Source organism: Cohnella boryungensis, from assembly GCF_042651945.1.
Lineage (GTDB): Bacteria > Bacillota > Bacilli > Paenibacillales > Paenibacillaceae > Cohnella > Cohnella boryungensis.
This window is the reverse complement of record NZ_JBHSED010000058.1, coordinates 419,237-440,949: the sequence shown is the minus strand read 5'-3', so window position 1 is coordinate 440,949 and position 21,713 is coordinate 419,237. Positions and strand designations below refer to the sequence as shown.

Below are 21,713 nucleotides of genomic sequence, written 5' to 3'. Positions count from 1 at the left end.
ACTCGTGCCGGCCAGCATTCCGGCGAAAAATAGATTTGCAAGTTCAAAAACGGTCATAAGGGTCACGTTTTCTACACCTCTCTTATTGTCCAAGTTCCTTACTGATCTCAGCGGCATTTGTAATCATTTGCTGAAGGTGAGCATAAAACCGCTCCATCTCTCCATCCGTAAAACCATTCTTCAAGTTCAATTCAAAGCGTTCCACCACCGTAGCCAACGACTTCGAAATCTCTCGCCCTTCTTCAGTTAAGAAAACTTGGATGACGCGGCGGTCTTGTTTATTCAAACGTCGCTCAACCAACCCCATTTGTTCTAATCGCGTGACTATGCCTGTTACAGCCGACGCATCGATACCTCGGATCTGACTCATAGTCCCTATCACCATGCCGTCCTGAGCAAGCAGCAGCGACAATGCCCCCCATTGCGGCGGTGTGACGATATAGGTTTTCCCAAGCCCCTCACAATGAGCACGCAGCACTTCCGCATAGGTAGTCGTTACACATCTGGTCGTAAAAAACAGCCAGTATGTAAGCCGATCACGATTTTCTTCGATGGGTAGTTCCATTTGTCGCACCCTTTCTATCTTGAATGGCTATGGCTATTATTTTATGCATCAAATATTGACGTGTCAAATAATAATTCGAAAAATAGTGGGGAAAGCCCCTTGAACCTTACGTAGCGTAATGATTTATAGTGAACGTAACAGCAGAATAAAACACAGGACAACAGCAAAAAATCGAACAAGATGAATTCGAAATCGGAGGAGAAAAGGACATGAGAAAACTCGTATTGTTCATGCATGTGTCGCTGGATGGGTATGCGTCAGATTTGAACGGAGGACTGAATTGGATTCCGTACAACGAGGAATTAGAGAAATACGCAGAGGAGGTCGTAGCCGAGGTAGGCTCTCCCGTATACGGACGTACGACTTATCAGATGATGGAGAGCTACTGGCCCACGGTGCTGGATGATCCAAATGCGTCGAGGCACAGTATGGAGCATGCCAAATGGCTGCAGGATGTTAAGAAGATCGTCATTTCCGGCACGATGGACAAGGCGGAATGGAACAATGCGATGCTGATCAAGGACAATATCGCAGAGGAAATCAAAGTACTCAAGGAGCAGCCTGGCAAAAATCTCGTCATCTTCGGCAGCCCAGGGGCTGCGAAGACGCTGCTTGAGCTCGGCCTGATCGACGAATTCCTACTGACGATTTGTCCGGTCGTCCTAGGCGGCGGAAAATCGGCATTCGACGGCGGCGTCGAGAAAATCAGGCTCAAGCTGCTGTCCAGCCGAACGCTCAAGTCGGGTATTATCGCGACCCGCTATGAGTTGGAGAAATAATCGCGCCGTACAAGGTGTTCCGCTCTAACGGGGAACTATAGCTCATAAACTCGACGGTAGCCGGCCAAGAAACGCGGCTGCCGTTTTTATTGATTTTTACGGCGGACTGTTGCTTCGACTTTGGGAGGAACAGCACAAAATATTCGTTTCCACATCTATTCGCCATAGTTGTGCGAGCTTGTTACTTGCAAATGGGATATGCCTGAAAGAAATTCGGGAGTAGCTCGGGCATGGCCATTACTCCGCGATAACAAACAATTTATGATCATCTGGACTACAGTTCAAAGAATTCCGTCGGCACAGGCCACGAGCAACACTTTGCAAATCCCAATTATGCAAAAAGCTCCTGAATCGTCGCAAGGACAACTCAAGAGCTCATTCATTATTAAGGTGGTGCGATCGAGAGGACCTCCACGGGGGTTAGCCCACACAGACCTGAAATTGGTATACCGAAAACGAGGTGAACATGAAGAGTATAATACCCGACACCGGCAAAGCGGACCAAGCCTTTCCGTAATGCCATAGCATTTTAAGCGACTCTTTCGTCATCGTGCGCTTCGTGGTGGATAGTTTCGCCTTCCACGTCGACTTTCGGCGTAATGCGATCCAGCCAGCGCGGGAAATACCAGGCCAGACGAGGCATAAGCGCCATGACAGCCGGGACGAGCGTCATCCGTACGATGAAGGCGTTCACAAGAATGCCGAAGGCAAGCGCGAGCCCCATCGACTTGATCATCGTATCCTCGACAAAGATAAAGCTGGCGAATACGACGACCATGATCAGTCCCGCCGCGGTCACGACGCCCCCGCTATTCTTCATGCCGGCGAGCACTGCCGTTCGGCCATCGCCGGTCCGGGAGTACTCCTCCCTCATCCGGCTGACAAGGAACACTTCGTAGTCCATGGCCAGGCCGAATAGGATGCCTGCGGTCAGCACAGGCAAGAAGCTAAGAACCGGTCCGGGCTCTGGAATGCCGAACAGACTGGCCAGATGGCCTTCCTGGACGACGAATACGATAAAGCCCAGCGTTGCGGTCAGTGTCAGCAAATAGCCGAGCACCGCCTTGATCGGAATCCAGACAGACCGGAACACGATCCCAAGCAGAACGATCGCAAGGCCGACGATCAAAAGCGCGAATTGGGGAAGTGCTGCATTCAGCTTGTCGGAAATATCGATGTTAACCGCCGTCGTTCCGGTGACCATCAATTCGACGGCTCCCGATTTCCCTGCCGACGTCGCGTAGTCCCGGATATCCTGCACGAGCTCTTTCGTGCGGCTGTCATGCGGGCCGGTTCCAGGGAGCAGATTGACGATGGCGGTATTTCCGGCCTCGTTGAATACAGGCTCGCTTACGCTGGCCACATTTTCGATTTTGTCCAGTTCCGACACCGCGTTGCGAACGGTCGCGGAAGAATCGGAGCCGTTGGCGTCCTCACTTGCTCTGGCTACGATGACAAGCGGAGCGTGATAGCCGGGGCCATACGCTTCGGCCAACAAATCGTAAGCGCGTCTTTCTGTCTTCTGCTCCGACTTCAGGCCGTTGTCCGGCAAGCCGGTTTCCAGCTTCAGCGCGGGCAAGCTGATGAATAGCAGCAGCAGAATCGCCGCAACGGCCATCGGCAACGGATATTTGACCACGACTTTACCCCAGGCGTTCGAAGAGCGAACACGCTTTTTCTTCTCCGCCCCATTGGACTGAAGCTTCGGCCGCGCCTTCTCTCCGACGATGGCAAGCACGGCCGGCACCAACACGACCGCAACCGCGATGGCCACCGCAACCGTAATCGCCGCAGCAATGCCCATCGTCGTCAGAAATGGAATGCGGACGACGGCGAGCCCGAGCAGCGCGATGATGACTGTCAGCCCGGCGAACAACACGGAACTGCCCGCCGTCGCGTTCGCAAGTGCGATCGACTGGCGAATGCTTTTGCCATCCGCCAAGTTTTGCCTGTGCCTGGAGATGATAAACAGAGCGTAATCAATGCCGACGGCCAGTCCGAGCATAACCGCAAGCGTAATCGAGATCGAAGTCATTTCCATCACGTTCGTGCCGATCAGCACCAGCAGAATCCCGATCACGAGGCCGACGACGGCAGTCAAAATCGGCAGTCCAGCCATCAGAAACGAACCGAACGTATAGGCCAGAATCAAAAAGGCGACGACGATGCCCACGACTTCGGAAACGCCGCCGATTTCCGGAATGGGCGAACCGGTATTGCCCGAATATTCCGCCTGCAGCCCCGCCGCACGCGCTTGCTCCGCAGCGGCTTTCACCTTTTCGAGCGATGCCTCTGTCACCTTGCTTGCTTCGAGCTTGTACCCAATCGTGGCGTATCCGATTTCTTTGTTTTCGCTCAAGGAATAATTATCGTAGGGACTTACGACCGAATCAACGGCGACATCCTGAGTGAGCGTCTCGAGCGTTTCCAGAATAGCGGACCGGACAGTTTCGGATTCCAACGTCTTCCCTTCCGGAGCCTTGAACACCATTTGAATACTGCCCTTGGCCGAGCTCTCGGGTGAAGGGAATTGTTCATTCAGTACTTTCATTGCCTGCTCTGATTTCGTGCCGGGAATGGACAATTCTCCGGTGAACGATGCCCCCAGACCCAGCATCAGGGCGGCGGCAACGAGCAACGCCATCACACTTGCGATCAATGTTTTAAATTTATGGAGATATACCCGCTCTCCGATGCTATAGAGCCATTTTGCCATGTTGGACATCCCTTCCTTGTCGGTTAGTATGTCCTTCATTCTAACGGCTGGCACCCACAAAAAAATCGTACAAAAGGGCATGCCCTTCATGTACGATCGGGTATTTCTTGCTTTTAAAGGTGAATAATACCGTGCTCGATTGCCATCGCGACCGCCTGAGAACGGGAGTCAACGCCAAATTTGTTGTAAATGTTGGTTAAATGGGCCTTTACGGTGCGCTCGGATATGCCTAAGTCGAAGGCGATCTCTTTGCTCCGATATCCGCGCGCCGCCGCCTGCAATACGAGTTGCTCCTTATCCGACAAGGCGGGGAGTTCGCGCTTTGCGGAGAACGCCGAAGACGCCGGCTCCTGCTGAAAGCCGAACACCCTCGAAGCCACTTCCGGCTGCAGCAGCGTCTCCCCCCGCAGCGCGGACGCCAGCGTATGAAACAGTTTTTCGCGGCTGGCATCCTTGAGCAGATAACCTTTCGCTCCCAGGGCCAAACCCTGCATCATATAATCGTCTTCATTGTAGGTGGTCAAAATAATGACGGGAATGCCGATCGCTTTCTCCTTAAGCCGCTTCATTGTTTCGAGGCCGTTCATGACCGGCATGTTCAAATCGAGCAAAATGATATCCGGCTGCAGCTGCTCCGCGAGGCGGAGCGCGATTTCCCCATTTTCCGCTTCACCCGCAACCCGGTACTCTTCGTTTGTTTCGATAATAAGCTTCAGACCTTCTCTTACCAACAGATGGTCGTCGACAATCAGAATTTGTTTCGTCATTCGCTCTCTCCTTTCCTGCCTGGGACCGTGACCTCGATCGTCGTCCCTTCTCCGGGCCCGCTGCGGATGTCCACTTCTCCGCCCAGCAACCGGACACGTTCGCGTATACCAACAAGACCGTAATGCCCTGAAAGCTGATCGATTGTATCGGTATTGAAGCCGATTCCGTCATCCTGGACGACTAGACGCAGGTTGTCGGTTCGAGGATCTTGTTCGATCGTTACGCTGATTCGTTTCGCCTCCGCATGCTTGACGGCATTTGCAATGCACTCGCCGACGATGTGAAGGCAATGTTCCGTTACGAAGCCGGACAACGGCAGCAGACGGGGAGCTTCCACGGACACGGAAAGTGACTTGTAGGCGGTAAGCTTGTCCGCCATTTCGCGAGCAAGTCGGACGAAATCGCCATCTCCCGCTTCGTTTCCCCCGTTCTGCCGCAAATCGTCAATGACCAGTCTGGCATCCGAAAGCGTTGTTCTTGCGCTTTGCATTGCTCTTTTGATAATATCCTGCGCGCGCTCCAGGTTCGCTTTGTCCAAATGCGCATCCGCAGCTTCCAGCTGCATCAGCAAGCCCGCGAGTCCCTGTGCAAGTGTATCGTGCAAATCTCGAGCCATCCGCTGACGCTCGTTCGCGAGCGTCAGTTCCTCCACCTTCCGGTGGGTTTGCTCCAATTCGCGAAGAAAGCTCTGCGTACGAAGCCTGGCGCGAACCTGCCGGAAAAACAGCAAGCCATACGAAACCACGATGACGTTCAGCAGAATAAACACGGGAATGATCAAAGCAAAATCGCGGGACCAGTCCATGACGGCAAGCGCGATAAGCATCAGAGAATAACAGCCAAGCGAAACGATCACGACTCTGCTTCTTTTATTAAAGATGCCTATGCTTTGCCCGATCAGAACGGGATAAAGACCGAGCAGCACCACCGGTGAGCCGGTCGGGACCAGATAGGATGCCGAGTACACGAGTAATCCCTGAACGAGAAAATAGATCCACGCCCGCTTAACGACCAAGGACGGAGAATGCCAGTACAAAGATGCTTGCAATACGATCAATCCCGTAAAAAACAATAAGTTGATCCAGTGAAAAGCCCCTTCGATCAATTGCAAAGCCAGAGCAGCTCCGTAAATCAGGACGATCCAGATCAGGATCGGTACTCTCGAATCGGAGATGGCTCCGTTGTCATCGAAAGGCTGGCGTGGGCTTGACCGTACGTCACGTTTCATGTACAACATCGCTCCTGTTCGTCCTCATTATACCCCACTCAGGCAAGCCGTCACACAAATCAGGATTGAGGACGGCTAGCTTCACAACGGTAATATTTAAGGCTAACAACGGAAGGCCGGATTTCTATCATTCTACATCGTTAGTCCCTCCGGGCAATCGTCCTAAAGGGCAAAGCGGAGTTGTACGATCGGGCAAAACAGTTGAATCCATCAATTTCATAGGCGGTTCTCTATAATATTGTTGCTTTACACGATGGGAAATAGTGGTATAATCAAATCGAAAAGGGAACACTCGTTCCTGTTCCACTTATTGAAGGAGATGCATCAAATGTTTAAGAAATTAGAATGCGTGTGTATTCATACAAAGGATATTGAGAAATCACTTTCGTTTTATATAGCAATGGGATTAACAGAAAACTGGAAGATAGAACGGATCTTAGAGAACGGTTCGACCTGGACAGTGATAGGTTTAAAATTTCCTCTAAAAGATAGTTCTGAACTTGTGTTGAGTAATCACCCTGAAATTAACTTTATAGAAGTTGAAATCTATGTTGAAAATGTTCGACAAGCCTATGATGAGTTAAGTAAGAACGAAGAAATCCACTGGATTAGGACTCCTTTTGCAACCGAATCTGGACATATCGCCATAATGGAAGCTCCTGATGGGAATGTATTTGTATTAGTTGGAAAGTAAACCATCAGACTCGAGCCGGAGGACAAACCGATAGAAAATCAACCGGTTTTCTTTGACTCCGGCGCATGCCCCTTAAGCTTATAAAGCTTCTTCCAGCCATTTTACCAGAACGCTCCGCTCAGATTAGACGTTTCCGCTGTAGCCATGCCCTCATTCTCTTCCAGGCGCCGCTGGCTGCGGCAGTTCGATTTCGACGTCGTATTTCCCTTCGTTCTCGATTCGCACAGATTGCCCGTCCGGCAACGACACGGTGCAAGGAACGTCCGCGGGCCACGCCGCTGACAGATGGAAACGACCGTCCATGCAACGCCAAGCGACGTCTACCGCGCCTTTGGCGGTCATGATCCGCCCTTTAGCATGCTGCAAATGCCCGATGAAGGGACGGATCTCGATCTCCCCGTATCCGGGCGCAACCGGCCGCACACCAAGCGTCTCGGCGGCATACTCGTAAATCGGGACAGAGCCCCAAGCATGGGCATCGCTCCGCTGGCTTACCGTGTCCTCCATCCAGGTGGTCAGACCGTCCGCGGACATCTTCCTCCAGGGTTCAAGCATGCCATTCACCCTGTCGTACATGCCGACCGCCGAGAGCGCGCGGAACAAATAAAAAGCCATCGCAAAAGAGCAAGGCACGAACGAGGAATCGTTGATCGCCGTCCCCATTGCATGCCGAGCGTCCTCCCCTTCCAGGACTCCGACAAGCACAGCCCAGATTTGCGAATGCTGACTGTACTCTTCGATACCGGGCCCGTCTGTCAGGCATCCCCGCCGTATCCCAGACATGCAGCGGGTCTTAACTGCTTGGCGAATCTGCTCGGCACGCTCGACATATTCTGATGCCAATCCAGATCGGCCTGCGAAACTCGCTAGATCCGCAGCCTGCTGTAAGGCGTAGGCGTACATCAGTGAGTTCACGGTCAATGGTCCTCGTTTGGCTGCGCCCGGCACGCCGTAACTTTCTTTCCAGCGATGAGCCCAGTCGACGAAAGACCAATGACTCGCATCCATCGGTCCGACCAAGCCGCTGCCGTCCCTCATACGATGAAAATAACCAAGCACCGCGTCCACACCCGGCAAATAACGTTCGATGAGCTCGCGATCACCCGCAAACATCATATGATCGTGAAGCATGAAAATCCAGTACAAGGAGAACCCTGGAATCACCTGCGCCGAGACGGATGGATAACGGGATTGCGTCAAGCCTTGCGGAAGCATCGAGCTGTGAAAATCATAAAACGTTCTTCGGGCGAGTCGGTCATCTCCCGCCAAATAATAGGTGAACAAAATTTGCGATCTTGTATCCATCGCATATTGCAGCTGTTCGTAATAGGGGCAATCCTCGTAGGTCTCATGCATGCAGCGCCGCAGCGTTCGAACGCTAATCTCCCACAACGCAGACTCTTGCGGATCCGAGGAGCGGTATTCTGCGGCGACATTCAGCGGATAACCGGTCTCCCGATAAGCGCACCGATGCAGAGTCAAAGATTCGTCGCCAGTTTTGATTTCCAATCGAACATAACGGAACGTGCGAAACCAGAACGGCTCGTAGTCCTCAAACGATTCGGAGACCGCTGTCCCGGCGCCGGCCGCTTTGTACTCATCCGCATCGCCGTACAAATCGCCGTTTACGTTGTCCGTCCGGTCGCCCTTGTCCCTCAGCCAGGGAACGGATATCGGTTCGTTCTCGTAGCATTCGGCGCAAAGCAGCTTCACGACTGTTCCTTTTCCTCCGCTCATCCTAAGCTGAATATATCCGGTCGTCAGTTCTCCGGCATCCAGATCGATCAATACGGACGAGCCGGACGGGATGACGAGTCGCCGATCGCTCTCCAACAACTGCTGCCATGCCGCTTCGTCATTCCGAAGCCGGCTCGCTTTATTGAATCTTCGCCACGTTTCGTACAGCACCGGAATGGGGCGATCGGTCAACACCCAAGGCTTCAAACCACCATGCAGGATGTCAAAAGTGTACGCGACAACCTCGCTCCAACGGCCTGCATCGAAGGACGCGCTCTCCCATCCGAACGGTCGTTTGGCGCCGTCGACCGTTTCCGTAATGCCCAAAAATTGCGTATAGACGCCTTGCGATAAACCGATGGACTCGTCCCGGGCGCAATGCCAGGATTCGTCGGTATGCGCCGTCGCGATCAGAGCTCCTTTTTCGTCACGGATGTCGGCGTGCACATACAGCCCCGGTAGCGGCGTGCGCCAGACGGATTCGTTGCCGCCCCCGGCGTAAGGATACCGCAACACTTGAACGGCAAATACGTTCGTCCCTTCAACAAGAAGGTCTCCGACTTCAACCGTCTCGTAATACCAGGCAAACCGGTCACCCTTGCAAGGTCCTCTGCTTACCGCCTTGCCGTTGACAAACAGCAGGTATCGGCTGTCCGCCGAGACGCGAACGATACAGCTATGATCGCCTTCCCCCAGATTAACGGTCTTACGGAAATAAACGAACCTCCCGACACCCGCCTCATCTTCCGGCTTCCAGTCCGGAGCCCAAATCCATTTCGCTTCCTCTTCCCAAGATGGTTTCATCCGAAGCTCGCCCCCGTATTCTTCATTCTTTTACGCTGCCCGAGGCAACGCCGGATATAATTCTGTCGGAGAAAATAAAGAACAGGATCAGAATGGGAATGGTAGCCAATACGGAGGTTACCAATGCATAATCCATGCTCAATAAGATGTTGCCTGTATACTTCATTACCGCCAGCGGGATGGTTTTTACGGCATCGTTCTGCAGCATGACCAAGGGCAGGAAAAACTGATTCCAGACATTAACCGAGAGGATAATGCACAAGCTGACAATAACGGGAGACGCCAGTGGAAACATGATTTTGTAAAAGATCTTCCATTCCCCGGCGCCGTCCAGTCTGGCCGATTCGACAAGCGCGTCCGGCAGTCCCCTGAAAAAGTTGGTCAGAAGCAACACAGGCATCGAAATTCCGGCTGCGAGTACCAGAATAACGCTCCAATGGGAATTGATAAGTCCGATATTTTTGATCATTTGGAATACCGGAACAATCCCGAGCTGGACCGGGAACATCAAGCCAAGCAGAAAGTAAAGAAGCACTCCCTGTTTATACTGGAAACGATAGCGTCCCAATCCGTAAGCGACCATGGATGCCACAACGATAATGAGGAAAATCGTCGCTACTAGAATGAAGACGCTGTTTACAATGTACGTGCCAAAATGCTGGTCACGAAAGACGCTGACATAAGATTCGAGTGTGAATTTCCGCGGCCATCCCAGCGTGTTCACTAACATGTCCTGCTTGGTGCGAAAAGAATTCCATAGCAAGTACCCTAGAATAAACAGGGTAAAGCAGGAGTAAACCAAAAGAATGCATTTCGAAAGGTACAGTCTTTTCATATCCGCCATCTCAATGATCCTCCTTGCGGTAGGACAACCTAATTTGCAAAAGGGCGACGACGAAGATGATCACAAACATGACGCAAGCGATCGTGGTCCCCATACCGACGGAATTCGTCCCGACCGTTCCGCCCATGGCGCCATTCGTTCCGAACGTAATACGATAGAAAAACAGCGTCATCACGTCCATCGAGTTGTCGATTCCCCCGCTAACTCCGCCGAGCAAATAACTGAAATCGAACAGCGTCATCGAAGCAATATAGCTAATGATTGCAATGTTGATAATGCTGGCCCTGATTTGCGGGATGATCACCGAGAAGAACCGTCTCCAGTAGCCGGCTCCGTCTAAATACGCCGCCTCCATCACTTCGTCGGAAAGCATCTTCATCGCCGCCACAAAATAGATCATGCTGAACCCTATGCCCGCCCAAGCATTAATAAAGAACAGTGTAATAACTTCGTACCCGGGAATTCCCAGCCAATTGCGGACGTATTCGCCCAGCCCGATGTTTTTCAGAAGATGATTAAAAATGCCGATGTTCTGATCAAAGACAAGGGTCGCCAGAAAAACAATAACGCTGGTCGTAATAAACTGTGGTGCGAATATCATCGTCTGAAAAAAACGATACCCTCTCACCTTGGTGTAAATGACATAAGCGAAATAAAGCTGTATCGGCATCAGAATGCCGACATTGAGGACGACGAGCAGTGCGTTGTTTTTCAACGCATTCAGAAACTGCCGTTTCAGTTCGGGGTTCGTAAATAGCTCGACATAATTTCCGAATCCGACGAAGTCCCGGTCTCCGAATCCGTTTGAATGAAACAGACTGAGGCCGGCAGCAGAAAAAATCGGGTAGATCACAAAGATCGTATACAGCACAAAGCCCGGAAGAATAAACCATAAATACGGTCTTTGCTTCGCCCATGCAGCCAATTTTATTCCTCCTTAATAAAAGGGAGGTTAGGCTTTCGCCTAACCCGCCCGAAAAATCGTTGTTATTTGGTCCGAAGAAGCGCCTCTTCCAGTAAGTCCGCAGCTTGTTGACCGTCGATATTGGAAGTCAACAGCTTTGGCATAACCTGTTGCATAAAAATATCAGTAAGCTTTACTTCTTCCGTAGAAATATCCGTCAGTACGGAATAAATGTTGTAGCCTAATGCATCGAATGCACTCAGTTCGCTGACGCCCTCGTCTCTCGGCTGGATATCCGATAGAGCCGGTACTGCTCCAGTTCCATTTTCGAATAGTTGCTAAGCTCCATTCTTGCATCATATTTGACACCTGTAAATAAATCCGCGTATCGATAAGGCCCATCGTAGGAAAATTTGAAAGTTTCATCTGAAGTAATCGTTTCGGACGATCCATCCTCGTAAGTAATTTCCAATTGCAGCAGCAAGCCAAGCGTATCGCCGTAATCATTGCCTCTGCCTGTCGCCAGCTTGCTTTTGTACCAGCCGTCCGCGATCGTTACACCCAATGCATTTGTCCCCTGAAGGAGATTGGCGGTGACATCTTAGGTCTGGTATTTAAGCAGCTTATCGTATGAGGTATACTCAGGTGCCAGAAGAGCGTCTGTGATCGCTTCTCCGTTGACTTGAATATCGTATACTCCATGTGCAGTCATATAAATTCTGGCTTTTTCAAGCTTTTTGGAGATACCAAATTCTTTACGGATCATGACGGCCGGATGATACGGCTGCAGCGGGAGGCTGGCTATTAACGCATCCATATCCACATATTCCGTTTTTTCCCCCCTCATCATCTTGCCAACGAAGTCATACCAGATTTCTTCAGCTGCGGTATACGGGTTTTGCTCTAATGCTCCTAATGGAGCGGGTTCCACAAACGAGGCTTTCCAGTCTCCGTGGTGCAGAAAAGCAGTTTCAAAGGTCTGTTCTCCCGACACGATTTCCTGGTCAGCATCGTCCCAAATCCGAATGTGATAGCGGTATTCCATCCTGGAGCGCAGAGAATCCCCCTCATAGGGAATTGCAAACGATCGACCGCTTTCGATCCGTCCGCTGTCCCAGACCTCGCTGTTTCCTTGATGGACGATAATTTGATAAGCTTGTTGAACAGTATTGTTCCGGTCGGATAATAACTTCCAGCCAAAAACAGGGGTCTCTTTATCGATGCCGATCGGATTAGTTAAATAATCACATTGAGCATGCACAATTTGAAGCATATCATTCCTCCTCCTATTAATGATTTCACTTATAAAGCAAACGTCCATAAGTTTCATCTTAATGACGATTATCTTTAGATCAGACGAACGAAGCGCGTTATTGAACCTCATTATTAATAAAATAACAGCAGATTTTATGGAGAACTATATGCAAACGCGCCAGAACATATCTATATATGTTCTTTAGCAAAACAGTCTGGAAGAACCCGTCATAGCTTTATTGATTAGTTCTCCCTCCATATCATGATTTATCATTATTTTGTCTTGTAGGAGGGTGTGTTTTACTATGGCATGGTTGTCTCTTATTCTTGGAGGAATTTTTGAAGTTGGCTGGGTATCCGTTTTTCCCGGAACATAGACAGAGGACATTTCTAACATCGACAGGTACCTGACCGAGTCAATGGCGATTATTCGGCTTTCATGCCTAGCTCTTTGTAATAATCTTGGACAAATCCCTTGAATTTATTTGCAACATTCGTCATGTAACGGTTGGTATACCATGAGATTTCAATGGTCCGGTTACTGGTCGGTTCCTCGATAGGAATGAGTACAACGGAAGATCCTTGAGAACCGCCCCACGTGACGGACGGAATGAAAGAAACCCCAAGACCGGAACGGACTAAGCTTCGAACCATCGAAGGCTCATCGCATTCATAAATAATTCGAGGCGTAAATCCAGCCATATGACACAGGGAATCCGTCGTTGCGCGCAATTGTTTGCCCGGCTTCAAGCTAATAAAACCGTCTTCCGAGAGTTCGGCAAGTCGAATGCTTTTACGGTCAGCGAGTCTGTGTTCACATGGAACCGCGAGTAGAATCTCTTCCGTTAGTAACGGAATGGAATCGGTTCCGGGTATTTTAAACGGCAAAGAAGAAATACACAGATCAAACGCCGGGTATGATGAGATATCTTGATCATGCTGCAGTAGTTTAAATTGAGCTTCCGGATAATGCCGCCGAAATAAACCAATCATATCCGGCAGCAAATAAGAGCCAACTTGGATATAGATCGTAATGGTTCCTGCCGGCTCTTCGGTCAAATCGAGAAGTTCCGCCCTAGCATCCTCCAATGTTTGAAGCGCCAAATCAACTTTCGTAAGAAACCGCTTCCCGTATTCGTTAAGACGAATGTACTTTCCGGTACGATCAAATATTTTAACTTTTAATTCTTTTTCTAGATTTCCGATTAGCTTACTTAAAGCAGGCTGCGAAATCTGCAACACGTCGGCGGCTTTGGTCATATTCTCAAGCCGTGCGACTGTTTGAAAATACCGAAGAGAACGTAAATCCATCGAATTGAGGCTCCTTTTTCTATAACCTATTGGTTATATATATTATACAAAACAATATATTTTTCGCCATCCTTATCTTGATTCTATAATGAAGAAGAAAAGGAGGTTCCTCATGAACATTAAGGAGTCAATGGATGAAGTAATTACTCTCTCAAGCGGTCGACTAAGGGGCATTCGACAAGCAGAGTCCGAAACGATCTCATGGTTAGGCATCCCTTATGCTAAGCCGCCGGTGGATAAGCTACGATGGAAGGCGCCGCGAGAGGTCGAACCTTGGGAAGGAATATTGCCCGTACTTGATTTTAATCATAACAGCGTTCAGGTCTTTCAGGGGGTTCCGAACGGAAGTGAAGATTGTTTATACTTGAACGTTTGGCGGCCGGATCATACCGGAATCAACTTACCTGTGTTCGTCTTCCTGCACGGAGGAGGCAACACATCTGGTTCGGGACGGGATTTCCAAGGCGGAATGTTGGCGCGTGAGACCAATTGTATCGTCATCACATTGAATTACCGTTTAGGGGCGATGGGATTCTTTCGACATCCGGCACTTCGAAACGGGGATCCATTCGACGATTCTGGGAATTACGGCCTCCTCGATATTCTTCATGCTTTGAAGTGGGTACAGAAGAACATCGTCTCGTTTGGCGGAGATCCGGGGAATGTAACGTTGGCAGGCCAGTCTGCGGGTGCAAGGAACGCCTTAGCCGCTTACCTCTCTCCGCTCGGCAAAGGACTCTTTCACAAACTCTTTGTCTTGAGCGGAGGCTTGACAACGGTTACTTCAGAACAAGGCGAAGCCAAGGCATTTGATATTCTTTGCGAATTATTATGGAGAACCGGGGTAGTGAAGTCAAAGGATGACGCATTAGATTGGATCTCAAAGCAATCTGCCGACTCGATTGCTGACTTCCTATATCATCAGGATGCCTCTAAATTTGCTGATGCAATCGGTGAGACTGGTCTTCGGATGACTGCATTCCCCCATCTGTTCGAAGATGGCACAGTTATTCCGAGGGGGGGCTTTGACCATTTTAAAAACAGTGAGCAAACCTGCCTGCCGGTCGTTTTGGGGAGCACCGCTAGCGAATTTTCCGTATTTGCATTAATGGATCCCTATTTCCTGCCTCAGATACAGGCGGGACAATTAGCTGAAAACATGGAGAAAAACGTGCTGTATGAAGCAGCCGTTCAATACGGAAGCGAACTATATGCGGCGTTTAATGTAGAGCAAGTGGCGGAAGAATTTATGGACGCGATCCCGAAGATACCGATTTTCGCTTATCGTTTTGGATGGGGGCTGCATGACGGCGTTATCGATCCCTCCCTCCGTTTTCTTATTGGTGCTTCTCATGGCGCGGACCTCCCTTTCTATACGGGGGACTTTTCATTCGTCGAGCAAAATTTCCCCAAGGGCACGATTACTGAAAATAACGAACCTGGACGAAGGGCACTAACCACCATAATGCGCGGTTATTTAGGGCGTTTCTTGTACTCAGGTGATCCTAACGGCGAGGGGCTGCCCACTTGGAAACGATGGACAATCAGCCCCCAGTCGAATGAAATCCTCTCACTTGGTGCTAGCAAGGAAGAAGCAATTGTTCAGTCGCATCCAAAGCTGTCCATGAATGAAATCCTGTCTCGAATGGACCATGATGCTCGTTTATCCGCAGAACAGCGTAGTTGGCTTAAAACCCAGTTATTCGCAGGAAGATTTTTTTGTAATTGTTAATCCCAACGTGGAAGGAACTTGCCGTATGCTAACTTACATGCTTCTCATCGGCATAGGACTAGTAGCAGGCATTTCCGGTTCCTTGGTAGGGCTTGGCGGGGGATTCATCGTAGTGCCTGCTCTTGCCTTCCTGTTTCCGAATATGCAACCCTCTCATTTGGCCGGCACTTCGATGGCAATGCTTCTATGCAATTCCATTTCGAGCACATATGTGTATATAAAACAAAAAAGAATCGATTATCACGCGGCGATTCGCTTCGCTGTTGCCTCGATTCCTGGTTCGGTTATAGGAGCGTTATTTGCAGTGCACATAGAAGGTCATTTGTTTTTTGTAAGCTTTGGCATCTTCTTAATTTTGATTGCGCTGTTGCTCCTCTTTAAGCCGAATAAACCCGTTGCTTGGCCTTTCAAACCAACGGTGAAGCAGGATTTTATCGATAACAGCGGCGAGCGTTTCGAGTATGCCTATCACTTGCCTACCGGTATTGTTATCAGTTTTTTGGTTGGCTTCGTGGCAAGCCTGTTTGGGGTGGGGGGCGGAAGTCTTATGGTTCCGACAATGACTTTGTTGCTTAACTTTTCTCCCCATATTGCTGTTGCAACTTCCATTCTTCAAATTTTTCTATCCGCTATCGTAAGTACATCGACTCATGCCATTTTATTGAATATTGATTGGTTTATAGTATTAGCCTTAGCGCCTGGCGCTGTAATCGGGGGTCAAATCGGTGCAAGACTAGCCAAACGCCTTCCTGCAAAGCTGCTCCTAAGATTACTGGCCGTATTTCTCATGCTCGTTTCAATTCGATTGATGATGAAGAGCTAACTCGAAATATAGTGTTTTATTAGCGGGGGTCCCGGCAGTTGCCTGGATCCCCCGTTATATTGATACCAAACGTTGACCATCCAGCACAGCGTTATTCCGATCTCTTTTCACGATCTTCGGCACAGTTGCACCAGCTATTTTTCCACTACAGCTAATATAAATGCTCATTTGGACTACAGCTCTATGATTTCTTCCGCTCAGGTAATGAGCATCAGCTCAAAGAAATTGAACAATAAAAAGGTTCCTGTTCTGCCGGAAAGCAGATCAGAAACCTATCATTGATGAAGTGGTGCGGTCGAGAGGACTCGTATACTGAAGAAGTCGAAGCAGAACTTATCTTTATGCAGTGATCCTGTATAATTAATCCCGGACAGAAGGGTCGGTACGTAACGGGACTGAGGAGCATAGCTGCCTCTTGTTGGAGAGTTCGATCGGCTGTACGGGAACTGCCTCGATTAAGGAAATTGGCGATCATTTTGGCTTGGAATCGTTCTTTCATGCGATTGAGCAAGACGGTCCTCATACGATTCGGATTATTTGCGAACCGACTTCGATGATGTGGTTCCCCTTATCCGTAGCGGCGAAAAAACGGGGACATTGGTCTACCGGGTAAAGAGCGAAAAGGTCAGCGATTTGCGGAAATACTACAAAAAGCATACAAAGACGGATCGGATTGATGCGGATACGCTAGCCAAGATCCCACTTGTGGATGAGGATTCACTATACGAAGTGGAATTGCCGCAAGCCAACCTGCAGGCACTTAATCGTATGGTACGCCAGCACGAGAAACTGACAATCGGCATCGCGATTCGCAAGCGCCGTATTCAGGACCTTTGCAGTTTTGCCGTTCCGCTGCTGCTGGATTGTTTCGACGATCCTTTTACATTGCGGGCCAGAGTGATCCTGGGTCGCTATTTCCACCCGCTCAAGATCAAACGCCTCGGCATCAAACGATTAGATAAGATGCTGCTCAAAAGCAGCGACAAGCCGATGGCGCCTTTTCTGGCTCAACAAATCTACGATGCCATGATAGATGCGAATAACCTGTATGGCGATCAGAAATTTCTCGATTTCGATGCCCTCTGCGAAGAAGTTTCCCTTGAGATGGAATTGCTCGAACATGAAGAAACCGTCATGCGAAAACTGAGCGACAAAATTGATGCACTTTATGTGGATATCCACCCTCCCGCAATTTAGAAACCATTCCAGGCATCGGCAAGACATTAGCTCCGGTCTTTGTTGCCAGCATCCTGAATCCCGAGCGTTTTGCCACCCTGGAGGCGTTTCGCGGATTTACCGGTATGATTCCAGGCAAGAGTGAGTCTGGCTTAACAGAGGGCAAGGGCGGCAAGATGACGAAAGCGGGGCCAACCAGTCTTAGGCGCGCTTTGTATATTGCCGCCGATGTTTCGCGGCAGTGGGATCCGCAGATGGCAAAGTTCTACTATGATCACATGGTTCACAAAGGCAATCAACACATCAAAGCGACTTGCGCCGTAGCCACTAAAATGGCTTCCCGCATTCTTCAAGTTCTCAAAGAAGATCGTCCTTACGAAATCCGCGACACAGACGGCACTGTAGTCTCCAAGCAAAAAGCCAGAGAAATCATTTTGGAAAAGTGGCGTGTCACCGATGACGTAAGAAAGCGCCTGCGGCGAAAAAAATAGAATCCTGATCGGTTCGCAAGAGGCAGCAACAGCTCCTCATCCTGATCGGGATTCTTTCCTATTTTAGCATGCAACCTTGATTTTTTAAATCTCCATTGCCACATTTGAAGGCATGGCTACTTATGTGAAAACAATCACCTAATCCCGTGTATAAATATTCATAAAAAAACACTTGCTTCGACTTAGGAAATCTCGAACCTCCACGGGGGGGTTAGCCCACACGGACCTGAATCTTGCTCGGAAAAGGGAACCAAGCGGAAATCATGTCCCTTTAGCGGAACCAAAAAACCGAAAAAAGCCTATGAAATCAAGGGATTTCGGCGTTTCATGCCGCCTTTCCCTAGTGCCGCAAGGCATCACGGGAATTCATCAAAAAGTGTCCGAAAATGCACGTTTGAGAGAACTCGGAGAGAACGACACTCAACTCAGCCCTGCTCCACTACCATCGACAAATTTTAGCGGGAGCCTAGAAAATGTATTTTTGAATCCCAATCGGTCATAAAACCATCGGAAGCACCCATAATAATACGGCTCTGTCCGAATATCCGGATCGTTCCTCATTTTTTCGTTACCACTTTACTTACTAAAAATGTTAAGTTTTACAATGTTCTGGTGGAGTGTCGATGGTTTTGTTTGTTGTACCTCCACGGGGTTGAACTACTAACCACTTATAGCTTGTAATAAATAATTGGTCAAATAAAGTTAAATGCCTTTGCAAAAGCATTAAGGTCATCAATGATAAACAAATCACTTCTATAATTACCTGGCCAAACAGCATACAACGTTGTGGTTTTATTCATAACCCTTTTATAGGCTTCCAGAACATTTGGTCTATCCGACTTATTCTTATGATAAACTTGTGATACGTCACCATTTTTATCCACTTCAAAATAACAAACTATACTTGAGCAATATGGAAAGTTATCAGCCTCTTTAGCGCTTCTCATTAATACCACTCCTTGTAGTTACTCTACCATAGAATCCTACATCACCATACGATTGATATAATCTGGAATAAAAAACATAAACCTCTTACATATTTCCCCGAACCGAGTGTGCCAACCAGCACCATTGCCCCAGAGCGGTTCAGTTCCTTGGACATCGGACGTTTCAAGTCGAGCAGCACCGGAATGCGGTGAAGCGTCCTGCCGATATAGTCGCCATCGGGGTCGCCAATTTCCCGCGATCCATGCAGGACGCTGGCGGCGAGAAACTTCGGGTCCATCGGAATCCGATTTTCCTTGTCCATCGACGAGCCGGGTAAAAATAGCTGAAATGCCTTGGCTTGATCGGCTGGTGAGCGGACAATACGGATTTGCTTGGTCGCATAGAGCTGATGAAGCTGTGCGGATCGCTCCTCCAACTCCTTCCGTGAGGAAGCCGATACGTTCAGCCAAGTCGTAGACCATACGAGCGGCATCCCTTTTTGCAGCTTGTTCTCAAGCACTCGTCCTCGTTTGCCCGCCCATTCAAGGGTAATGGGCGCTTCCTCCGATGCGTCCTTGTACTCCCGCTTCTGATCCTTCAGCACCTTGCGGTTTCGCTGCAAGCCGCCCGCCGCTTCATGCGGCGTCTGCACTTGAAAGTGAATGCTGACTTCAGCAGGAAACGGCAAGTCCTCCAGTGCATACAGCCATTCGTCCCCAACCGTATCGATTTCCTCGGGCACATCGACAACGGAGAAAAAAGCCTGATAGCTTTTCCGGCCATCTTCCTCCAAATCATCATGATGGACGATCCACGTTTTCATTTTTTCTTCCGAGGCCAGATCAGAGGCGAGCAGCACTTGAAGCGACTTTTTCGGACGAAGGAATACTTTCTCGCCTTTCACCCGTACTTCCCGCATCTTCTCCGGCTGGAGCATAAGCTCCGGCTCTAGCTCCAATCCTCGGAAAAAGCCACGCTTCATCAACCACTCGATTTCCCACGAGAAGCACCGCTCCCCATGCAGATGATGGTTGACTTGACTAAACTGCAAGCTCTCAGCGGACTTGGCAATTTGAACTCGCGTCATCTCCAGTTCCCCGCGCTGACGATACCAAAACTGCTCTTGTACACTGCGTCCTACAACGTTAGCCCACTCCTTGAGCGTTTCGCCCGTTTTGCGCCAACCGGATAAATCCACTTCGGGAAATTGCCTTTGCACTGCAGATAGCTGAAGCACCACATACAAGGATCGCTGCCACGGTCTGCGGTCGGTAAAGTGCTGCATGACGGCTTTGACGTACCGTTCGTATTCCGCACCTTGTCCCATTCGTTTTTTGCGCCATTGCTCGGCATCCATCATTCGTGTTACGGAGAGCAACTGACCATTCCCTTGATACCCGTGCAAAAACTGCTGCATCGTGGTAACGGTACCGCGCTTTTTCTCGATGGATTGATACGCATATGGCTTTAGCGGAATTCGGTATACCGCCCACGGACGCAGAAGCACGTCAAACAATACATTTCCTTCCCAATACAACACAGGAAACTTCATGATGGAACAGCCGGAACGTGCTTTTCGATACGGTAAATCTCGGTCGCATGGAGATGTGCGCCACGACCGACGAATGTAAATTCGTCATGTTCGGCAGATACCGTTTCGCTGGTGCCGCTGAAATGATGATCGTTGACTAGCCTGAAAACAACCGTGTCGCAGGCGCGAATATCCTTTAGCTCTGTAGGGTTGATCGACTCATGTAATGGCCTCAATAGGACTCACTCCTTTTCTCGAATTGACGATGATGCCGCCCTTGCACCTTCCATATCTCCGTTTTCGTTTCTTTGTCTCTATAAATGTTTGCTTGGACAGGCTGTGAGGAAATCCAATGGATTGTCCGCTTACCCTCCACAGAAGCTGGAGGGACGATAGCCTTCTTGTGGCTCCGCTTCGTCCTTTCGATACTCAACCGCTCCGAACAACGATGCCAGCGCACACGTACCGATGCGGGGATGAAGAGCGATTGTAAACCGACTACTTTCCCTCGCAGCATTCCTACGCTTCCGTGCCACTCTTCCTCGCCACTGGGTAGCGTCATGATATCGTAAGGTCTGACAGTTCCCGCAAAATGGAGCTTTCTTCTTCCTTCAGGCCCGCGAATCGCCTGCCAGCGAACAAACCACTTCGGCCGCACGAGAAAATGAATGATGTCCCGCAAATAACGCGGCACCGTTTTTCCAGCCGGATCGAGCTTCACCGTATAATAGGCAGCGGCAATCGGACCCACGATCATTGTCACTGTACGGTCGAGTGGAACGATCCAAGAAAGCACCGGAAACACATAACAGAGAATGAAGAACAAAAAAAGATATACGAACCAGAGTACGATCCCATCCTGACGAATCGGCACCCATAGGCGTATATCTCCAACATGATAAATAAGCGGCCGCACCCGATATAGCGCTCGGTACGACTCCGTTTTGTCTTGCTCCATCGGCTCAGCCTCCCGTCGTATCGCTTAGTCCATCGACGGAAATGCCGAGCTTTTTCAGCACGTACAGCGCTAAATATTTTGCGATCCCTGGGAAAAAAACAAATATACCGAGAATAATCGATAACACCACATGCGACCAAAGCCGGTTGTTTTCTCCGTTTGCGTACATCTTAACTCCTCGATAAATGGCAATCGTCAAAAAGATCGCTTGAAGCAACCGTTTAATGACAAGCAGCCCCGTGTCGACAAAATCGCCGTTCACGCTCCCACCTCCTCGTATAGTGAGTTTAATGATTTTTTGGGTCTAGCATTTCCTCTAATTTTTTCCTTGCCTCACGTAATGTCATCCGTGGATACCCTTCGTTTTTGCTTTGTTCATCTGTCCATACCCCATGTCGGTCCAGCTTTTGAAGCTGAGAAATAATGGCTTGTCTTTCTTCTTCTCTTTGCTGCTTTGACATCGCTTTACGG

Annotated in this window: 20 protein-coding genes and 1 pseudogene; 6 read left to right on the top strand and 15 right to left on the bottom strand. The window is 49.5% G+C overall.

Annotated elements, in window-relative coordinates; genetic code table 11:
• Window positions 1-82: 82 nt before the first annotated feature.
• Window positions 83-565, bottom strand: coding sequence for a MarR family winged helix-turn-helix transcriptional regulator (locus tag ACFO1S_RS23555; protein ID WP_204605096.1), 483 nt, complete (start codon window positions 563-565; stop codon window positions 83-85).
• 209 nt (window positions 566-774) lie between these two features.
• On the opposite strand from ACFO1S_RS23555, the gene ACFO1S_RS23550 reads away from it, so the two are divergent.
• Window positions 775-1,344, top strand: a complete 570-nt coding sequence (locus ACFO1S_RS23550) for a dihydrofolate reductase family protein (RefSeq protein ID WP_204605095.1) — start codon at window positions 775-777, stop codon at window positions 1,342-1,344.
• Between the two features lie 529 nt (window positions 1,345-1,873).
• Here the strand turns inward: ACFO1S_RS23550 and ACFO1S_RS23545 are convergent.
• The 3 genes from ACFO1S_RS23545 to ACFO1S_RS23535 form a co-directional block, all read right to left on the bottom strand.
• Window positions 1,874-4,060: an MMPL family transporter gene (locus ACFO1S_RS23545; protein WP_204605118.1), complete on the bottom strand. Its 2,187-nt coding sequence runs from the start codon at window positions 4,058-4,060 to the stop codon at window positions 1,874-1,876.
• Between the two features lie 113 nt (window positions 4,061-4,173).
• Window positions 4,174-4,827 carry a response regulator gene (locus tag ACFO1S_RS23540; protein ID WP_204605094.1) on the bottom strand — a complete coding sequence of 218 codons (654 nt, stop codon included), beginning with the start codon at window positions 4,825-4,827 and terminating at the stop codon, window positions 4,174-4,176.
• Window positions 4,824-6,056, bottom strand: coding sequence for a sensor histidine kinase (locus ACFO1S_RS23535; protein ID WP_204605093.1), 1,233 nt, complete (start codon window positions 6,054-6,056; stop codon window positions 4,824-4,826). Before ACFO1S_RS23535 ends, ACFO1S_RS23540 begins: the two co-directional genes overlap by 4 nt.
• Window positions 6,057-6,384: 328 nt before the next feature.
• Here ACFO1S_RS23535 and ACFO1S_RS23530 point away from each other — a divergent pair, with 328 nt between their 5' ends.
• Window positions 6,385-6,750: a VOC family protein gene (locus ACFO1S_RS23530; protein WP_204605092.1), complete on the top strand. Its 366-nt coding sequence runs from the start codon at window positions 6,385-6,387 to the stop codon at window positions 6,748-6,750.
• A gap of 150 nt (window positions 6,751-6,900) precedes the next feature.
• Here the strand turns inward: ACFO1S_RS23530 and ACFO1S_RS23525 are convergent, their stop codons facing one another.
• From ACFO1S_RS23525 to ACFO1S_RS23505, 5 genes and pseudogenes are all read right to left on the bottom strand, one after another.
• Window positions 6,901-9,291, bottom strand: coding sequence for an alpha-L-rhamnosidase-related protein (locus ACFO1S_RS23525; protein WP_204605091.1), 2,391 nt, complete (start codon window positions 9,289-9,291; stop codon window positions 6,901-6,903).
• 22 nt (window positions 9,292-9,313) lie between these two features.
• Window positions 9,314-10,135, bottom strand: coding sequence for a carbohydrate ABC transporter permease (locus tag ACFO1S_RS23520; protein WP_204605090.1), 822 nt, complete (start codon window positions 10,133-10,135; stop codon window positions 9,314-9,316).
• A 1-nt stretch (window position 10,136) separates the two neighbouring features.
• Window positions 10,137-11,060 carry a carbohydrate ABC transporter permease gene (locus tag ACFO1S_RS23515; protein WP_204605089.1) on the bottom strand — a complete coding sequence of 308 codons (924 nt, stop codon included), beginning with the start codon at window positions 11,058-11,060 and terminating at the stop codon, window positions 10,137-10,139.
• A 238-nt stretch (window positions 11,061-11,298) separates the two neighbouring features.
• Window positions 11,299-12,312, bottom strand: a pseudogene (locus ACFO1S_RS23510) (alpha-L-rhamnosidase N-terminal domain-containing protein).
• A gap of 407 nt (window positions 12,313-12,719) precedes the next feature.
• A complete protein-coding gene (locus ACFO1S_RS23505) occupies window positions 12,720-13,604 on the bottom strand; it encodes a LysR family transcriptional regulator (RefSeq protein WP_204605086.1) in 885 nt (294 codons plus the stop codon).
• A gap of 112 nt (window positions 13,605-13,716) precedes the next feature.
• Between ACFO1S_RS23505 and ACFO1S_RS23500 the strand changes: the two genes are divergently transcribed.
• From ACFO1S_RS23500 to ACFO1S_RS23485, 4 genes are all read left to right on the top strand, one after another.
• Window positions 13,717-15,336: a carboxylesterase/lipase family protein gene (locus tag ACFO1S_RS23500; protein WP_204605085.1), complete on the top strand. Its 1,620-nt coding sequence runs from the start codon at window positions 13,717-13,719 to the stop codon at window positions 15,334-15,336.
• Between the two features lie 25 nt (window positions 15,337-15,361).
• On the top strand, window positions 15,362-16,159 hold the full coding sequence (locus ACFO1S_RS23495; protein WP_204605084.1) for a sulfite exporter TauE/SafE family protein: 798 nt from the start codon (window positions 15,362-15,364) through the stop codon (window positions 16,157-16,159).
• A gap of 537 nt (window positions 16,160-16,696) precedes the next feature.
• The gene (locus tag ACFO1S_RS23490) at window positions 16,697-17,356 is read left to right on the top strand and encodes an IS110 family transposase (RefSeq protein WP_378127675.1); all 660 of its coding nucleotides are present in this window, start codon (window positions 16,697-16,699) and stop codon (window positions 17,354-17,356) included.
• 5 nt (window positions 17,357-17,361) lie between these two features.
• Window positions 17,362-17,826, top strand: a complete 465-nt coding sequence (locus tag ACFO1S_RS23485; protein WP_204605117.1) for a transposase — start codon at window positions 17,362-17,364, stop codon at window positions 17,824-17,826.
• Window positions 17,827-18,518: 692 nt separating this feature from the next.
• On the opposite strand, the gene ACFO1S_RS23480 is transcribed toward ACFO1S_RS23485, so the two are convergent.
• The 6 genes from ACFO1S_RS23480 to ACFO1S_RS23455 are packed head-to-tail and all read right to left on the bottom strand — an operon-like array spanning window position 18,519 to window position 21,703.
• Window positions 18,519-18,773, bottom strand: coding sequence for a hypothetical protein (locus ACFO1S_RS23480; protein WP_204605081.1), 255 nt, complete (start codon window positions 18,771-18,773; stop codon window positions 18,519-18,521).
• Window positions 18,774-18,814: 41 nt separating this feature from the next.
• The gene (locus ACFO1S_RS23475; protein WP_378127672.1) at window positions 18,815-20,269 is read right to left on the bottom strand and encodes a hypothetical protein; all 1,455 of its coding nucleotides are present in this window, start codon (window positions 20,267-20,269) and stop codon (window positions 18,815-18,817) included.
• A 32-nt stretch (window positions 20,270-20,301) separates the two neighbouring features.
• Complete coding sequence (locus tag ACFO1S_RS23470; protein WP_204605080.1) at window positions 20,302-20,520, bottom strand: hypothetical protein; 219 nt, start codon at window positions 20,518-20,520, stop codon at window positions 20,302-20,304.
• Window positions 20,517-21,242 carry a TcpE family conjugal transfer membrane protein gene (locus ACFO1S_RS23465; protein ID WP_204605079.1) on the bottom strand — a complete coding sequence of 242 codons (726 nt, stop codon included), beginning with the start codon at window positions 21,240-21,242 and terminating at the stop codon, window positions 20,517-20,519. The genes ACFO1S_RS23470 and ACFO1S_RS23465 overlap by 4 nt, the downstream gene beginning before the upstream one ends.
• Window positions 21,243-21,246: 4 nt before the next feature.
• Entirely contained in the window at window positions 21,247-21,504 is a 258-nt protein-coding gene (locus ACFO1S_RS23460) for a hypothetical protein (RefSeq protein ID WP_204605078.1), read from the bottom strand.
• A 25-nt stretch (window positions 21,505-21,529) separates the two neighbouring features.
• Window positions 21,530-21,703, bottom strand: coding sequence for a hypothetical protein (locus ACFO1S_RS23455; RefSeq protein ID WP_204605077.1), 174 nt, complete (start codon window positions 21,701-21,703; stop codon window positions 21,530-21,532).
• Window positions 21,704-21,713: the final 10 nt, after the last annotated feature.

Coding starts and splice junctions, on each gene's coding strand:
- ACFO1S_RS23555 (WP_204605096.1), bottom strand. CDS start 565: ATGGAACTACCCATCGAAGAAAATCGTGATCGGCTTACATACTGGCTG.
- ACFO1S_RS23550 (WP_204605095.1), top strand. CDS start 775: ATGAGAAAACTCGTATTGTTCATGCATGTGTCGCTGGATGGGTATGCG.
- ACFO1S_RS23545 (WP_204605118.1), bottom strand. CDS start 4,060: ATGGCAAAATGGCTCTATAGCATCGGAGAGCGGGTATATCTCCATAAA.
- ACFO1S_RS23540 (WP_204605094.1), bottom strand. CDS start 4,827: ATGACGAAACAAATTCTGATTGTCGACGACCATCTGTTGGTAAGAGAA.
- ACFO1S_RS23535 (WP_204605093.1), bottom strand. CDS start 6,056: ATGAAACGTGACGTACGGTCAAGCCCACGCCAGCCTTTCGATGACAAC.
- ACFO1S_RS23530 (WP_204605092.1), top strand. CDS start 6,385: ATGTTTAAGAAATTAGAATGCGTGTGTATTCATACAAAGGATATTGAG.
- ACFO1S_RS23525 (WP_204605091.1), bottom strand. CDS start 9,291: ATGAAACCATCTTGGGAAGAGGAAGCGAAATGGATTTGGGCTCCGGAC.
- ACFO1S_RS23520 (WP_204605090.1), bottom strand. CDS start 10,135: ATGGCGGATATGAAAAGACTGTACCTTTCGAAATGCATTCTTTTGGTT.
- ACFO1S_RS23505 (WP_204605086.1), bottom strand. CDS start 13,604: ATGGATTTACGTTCTCTTCGGTATTTTCAAACAGTCGCACGGCTTGAG.
- ACFO1S_RS23500 (WP_204605085.1), top strand. CDS start 13,717: ATGAACATTAAGGAGTCAATGGATGAAGTAATTACTCTCTCAAGCGGT.
- ACFO1S_RS23495 (WP_204605084.1), top strand. CDS start 15,362: ATGCTAACTTACATGCTTCTCATCGGCATAGGACTAGTAGCAGGCATT.
- ACFO1S_RS23480 (WP_204605081.1), bottom strand. CDS start 18,773: ATGAGAAGCGCTAAAGAGGCTGATAACTTTCCATATTGCTCAAGTATA.
- ACFO1S_RS23465 (WP_204605079.1), bottom strand. CDS start 21,242: ATGGAGCAAGACAAAACGGAGTCGTACCGAGCGCTATATCGGGTGCGG.
- ACFO1S_RS23455 (WP_204605077.1), bottom strand. CDS start 21,703: ATGTCAAAGCAGCAAAGAGAAGAAGAAAGACAAGCCATTATTTCTCAG.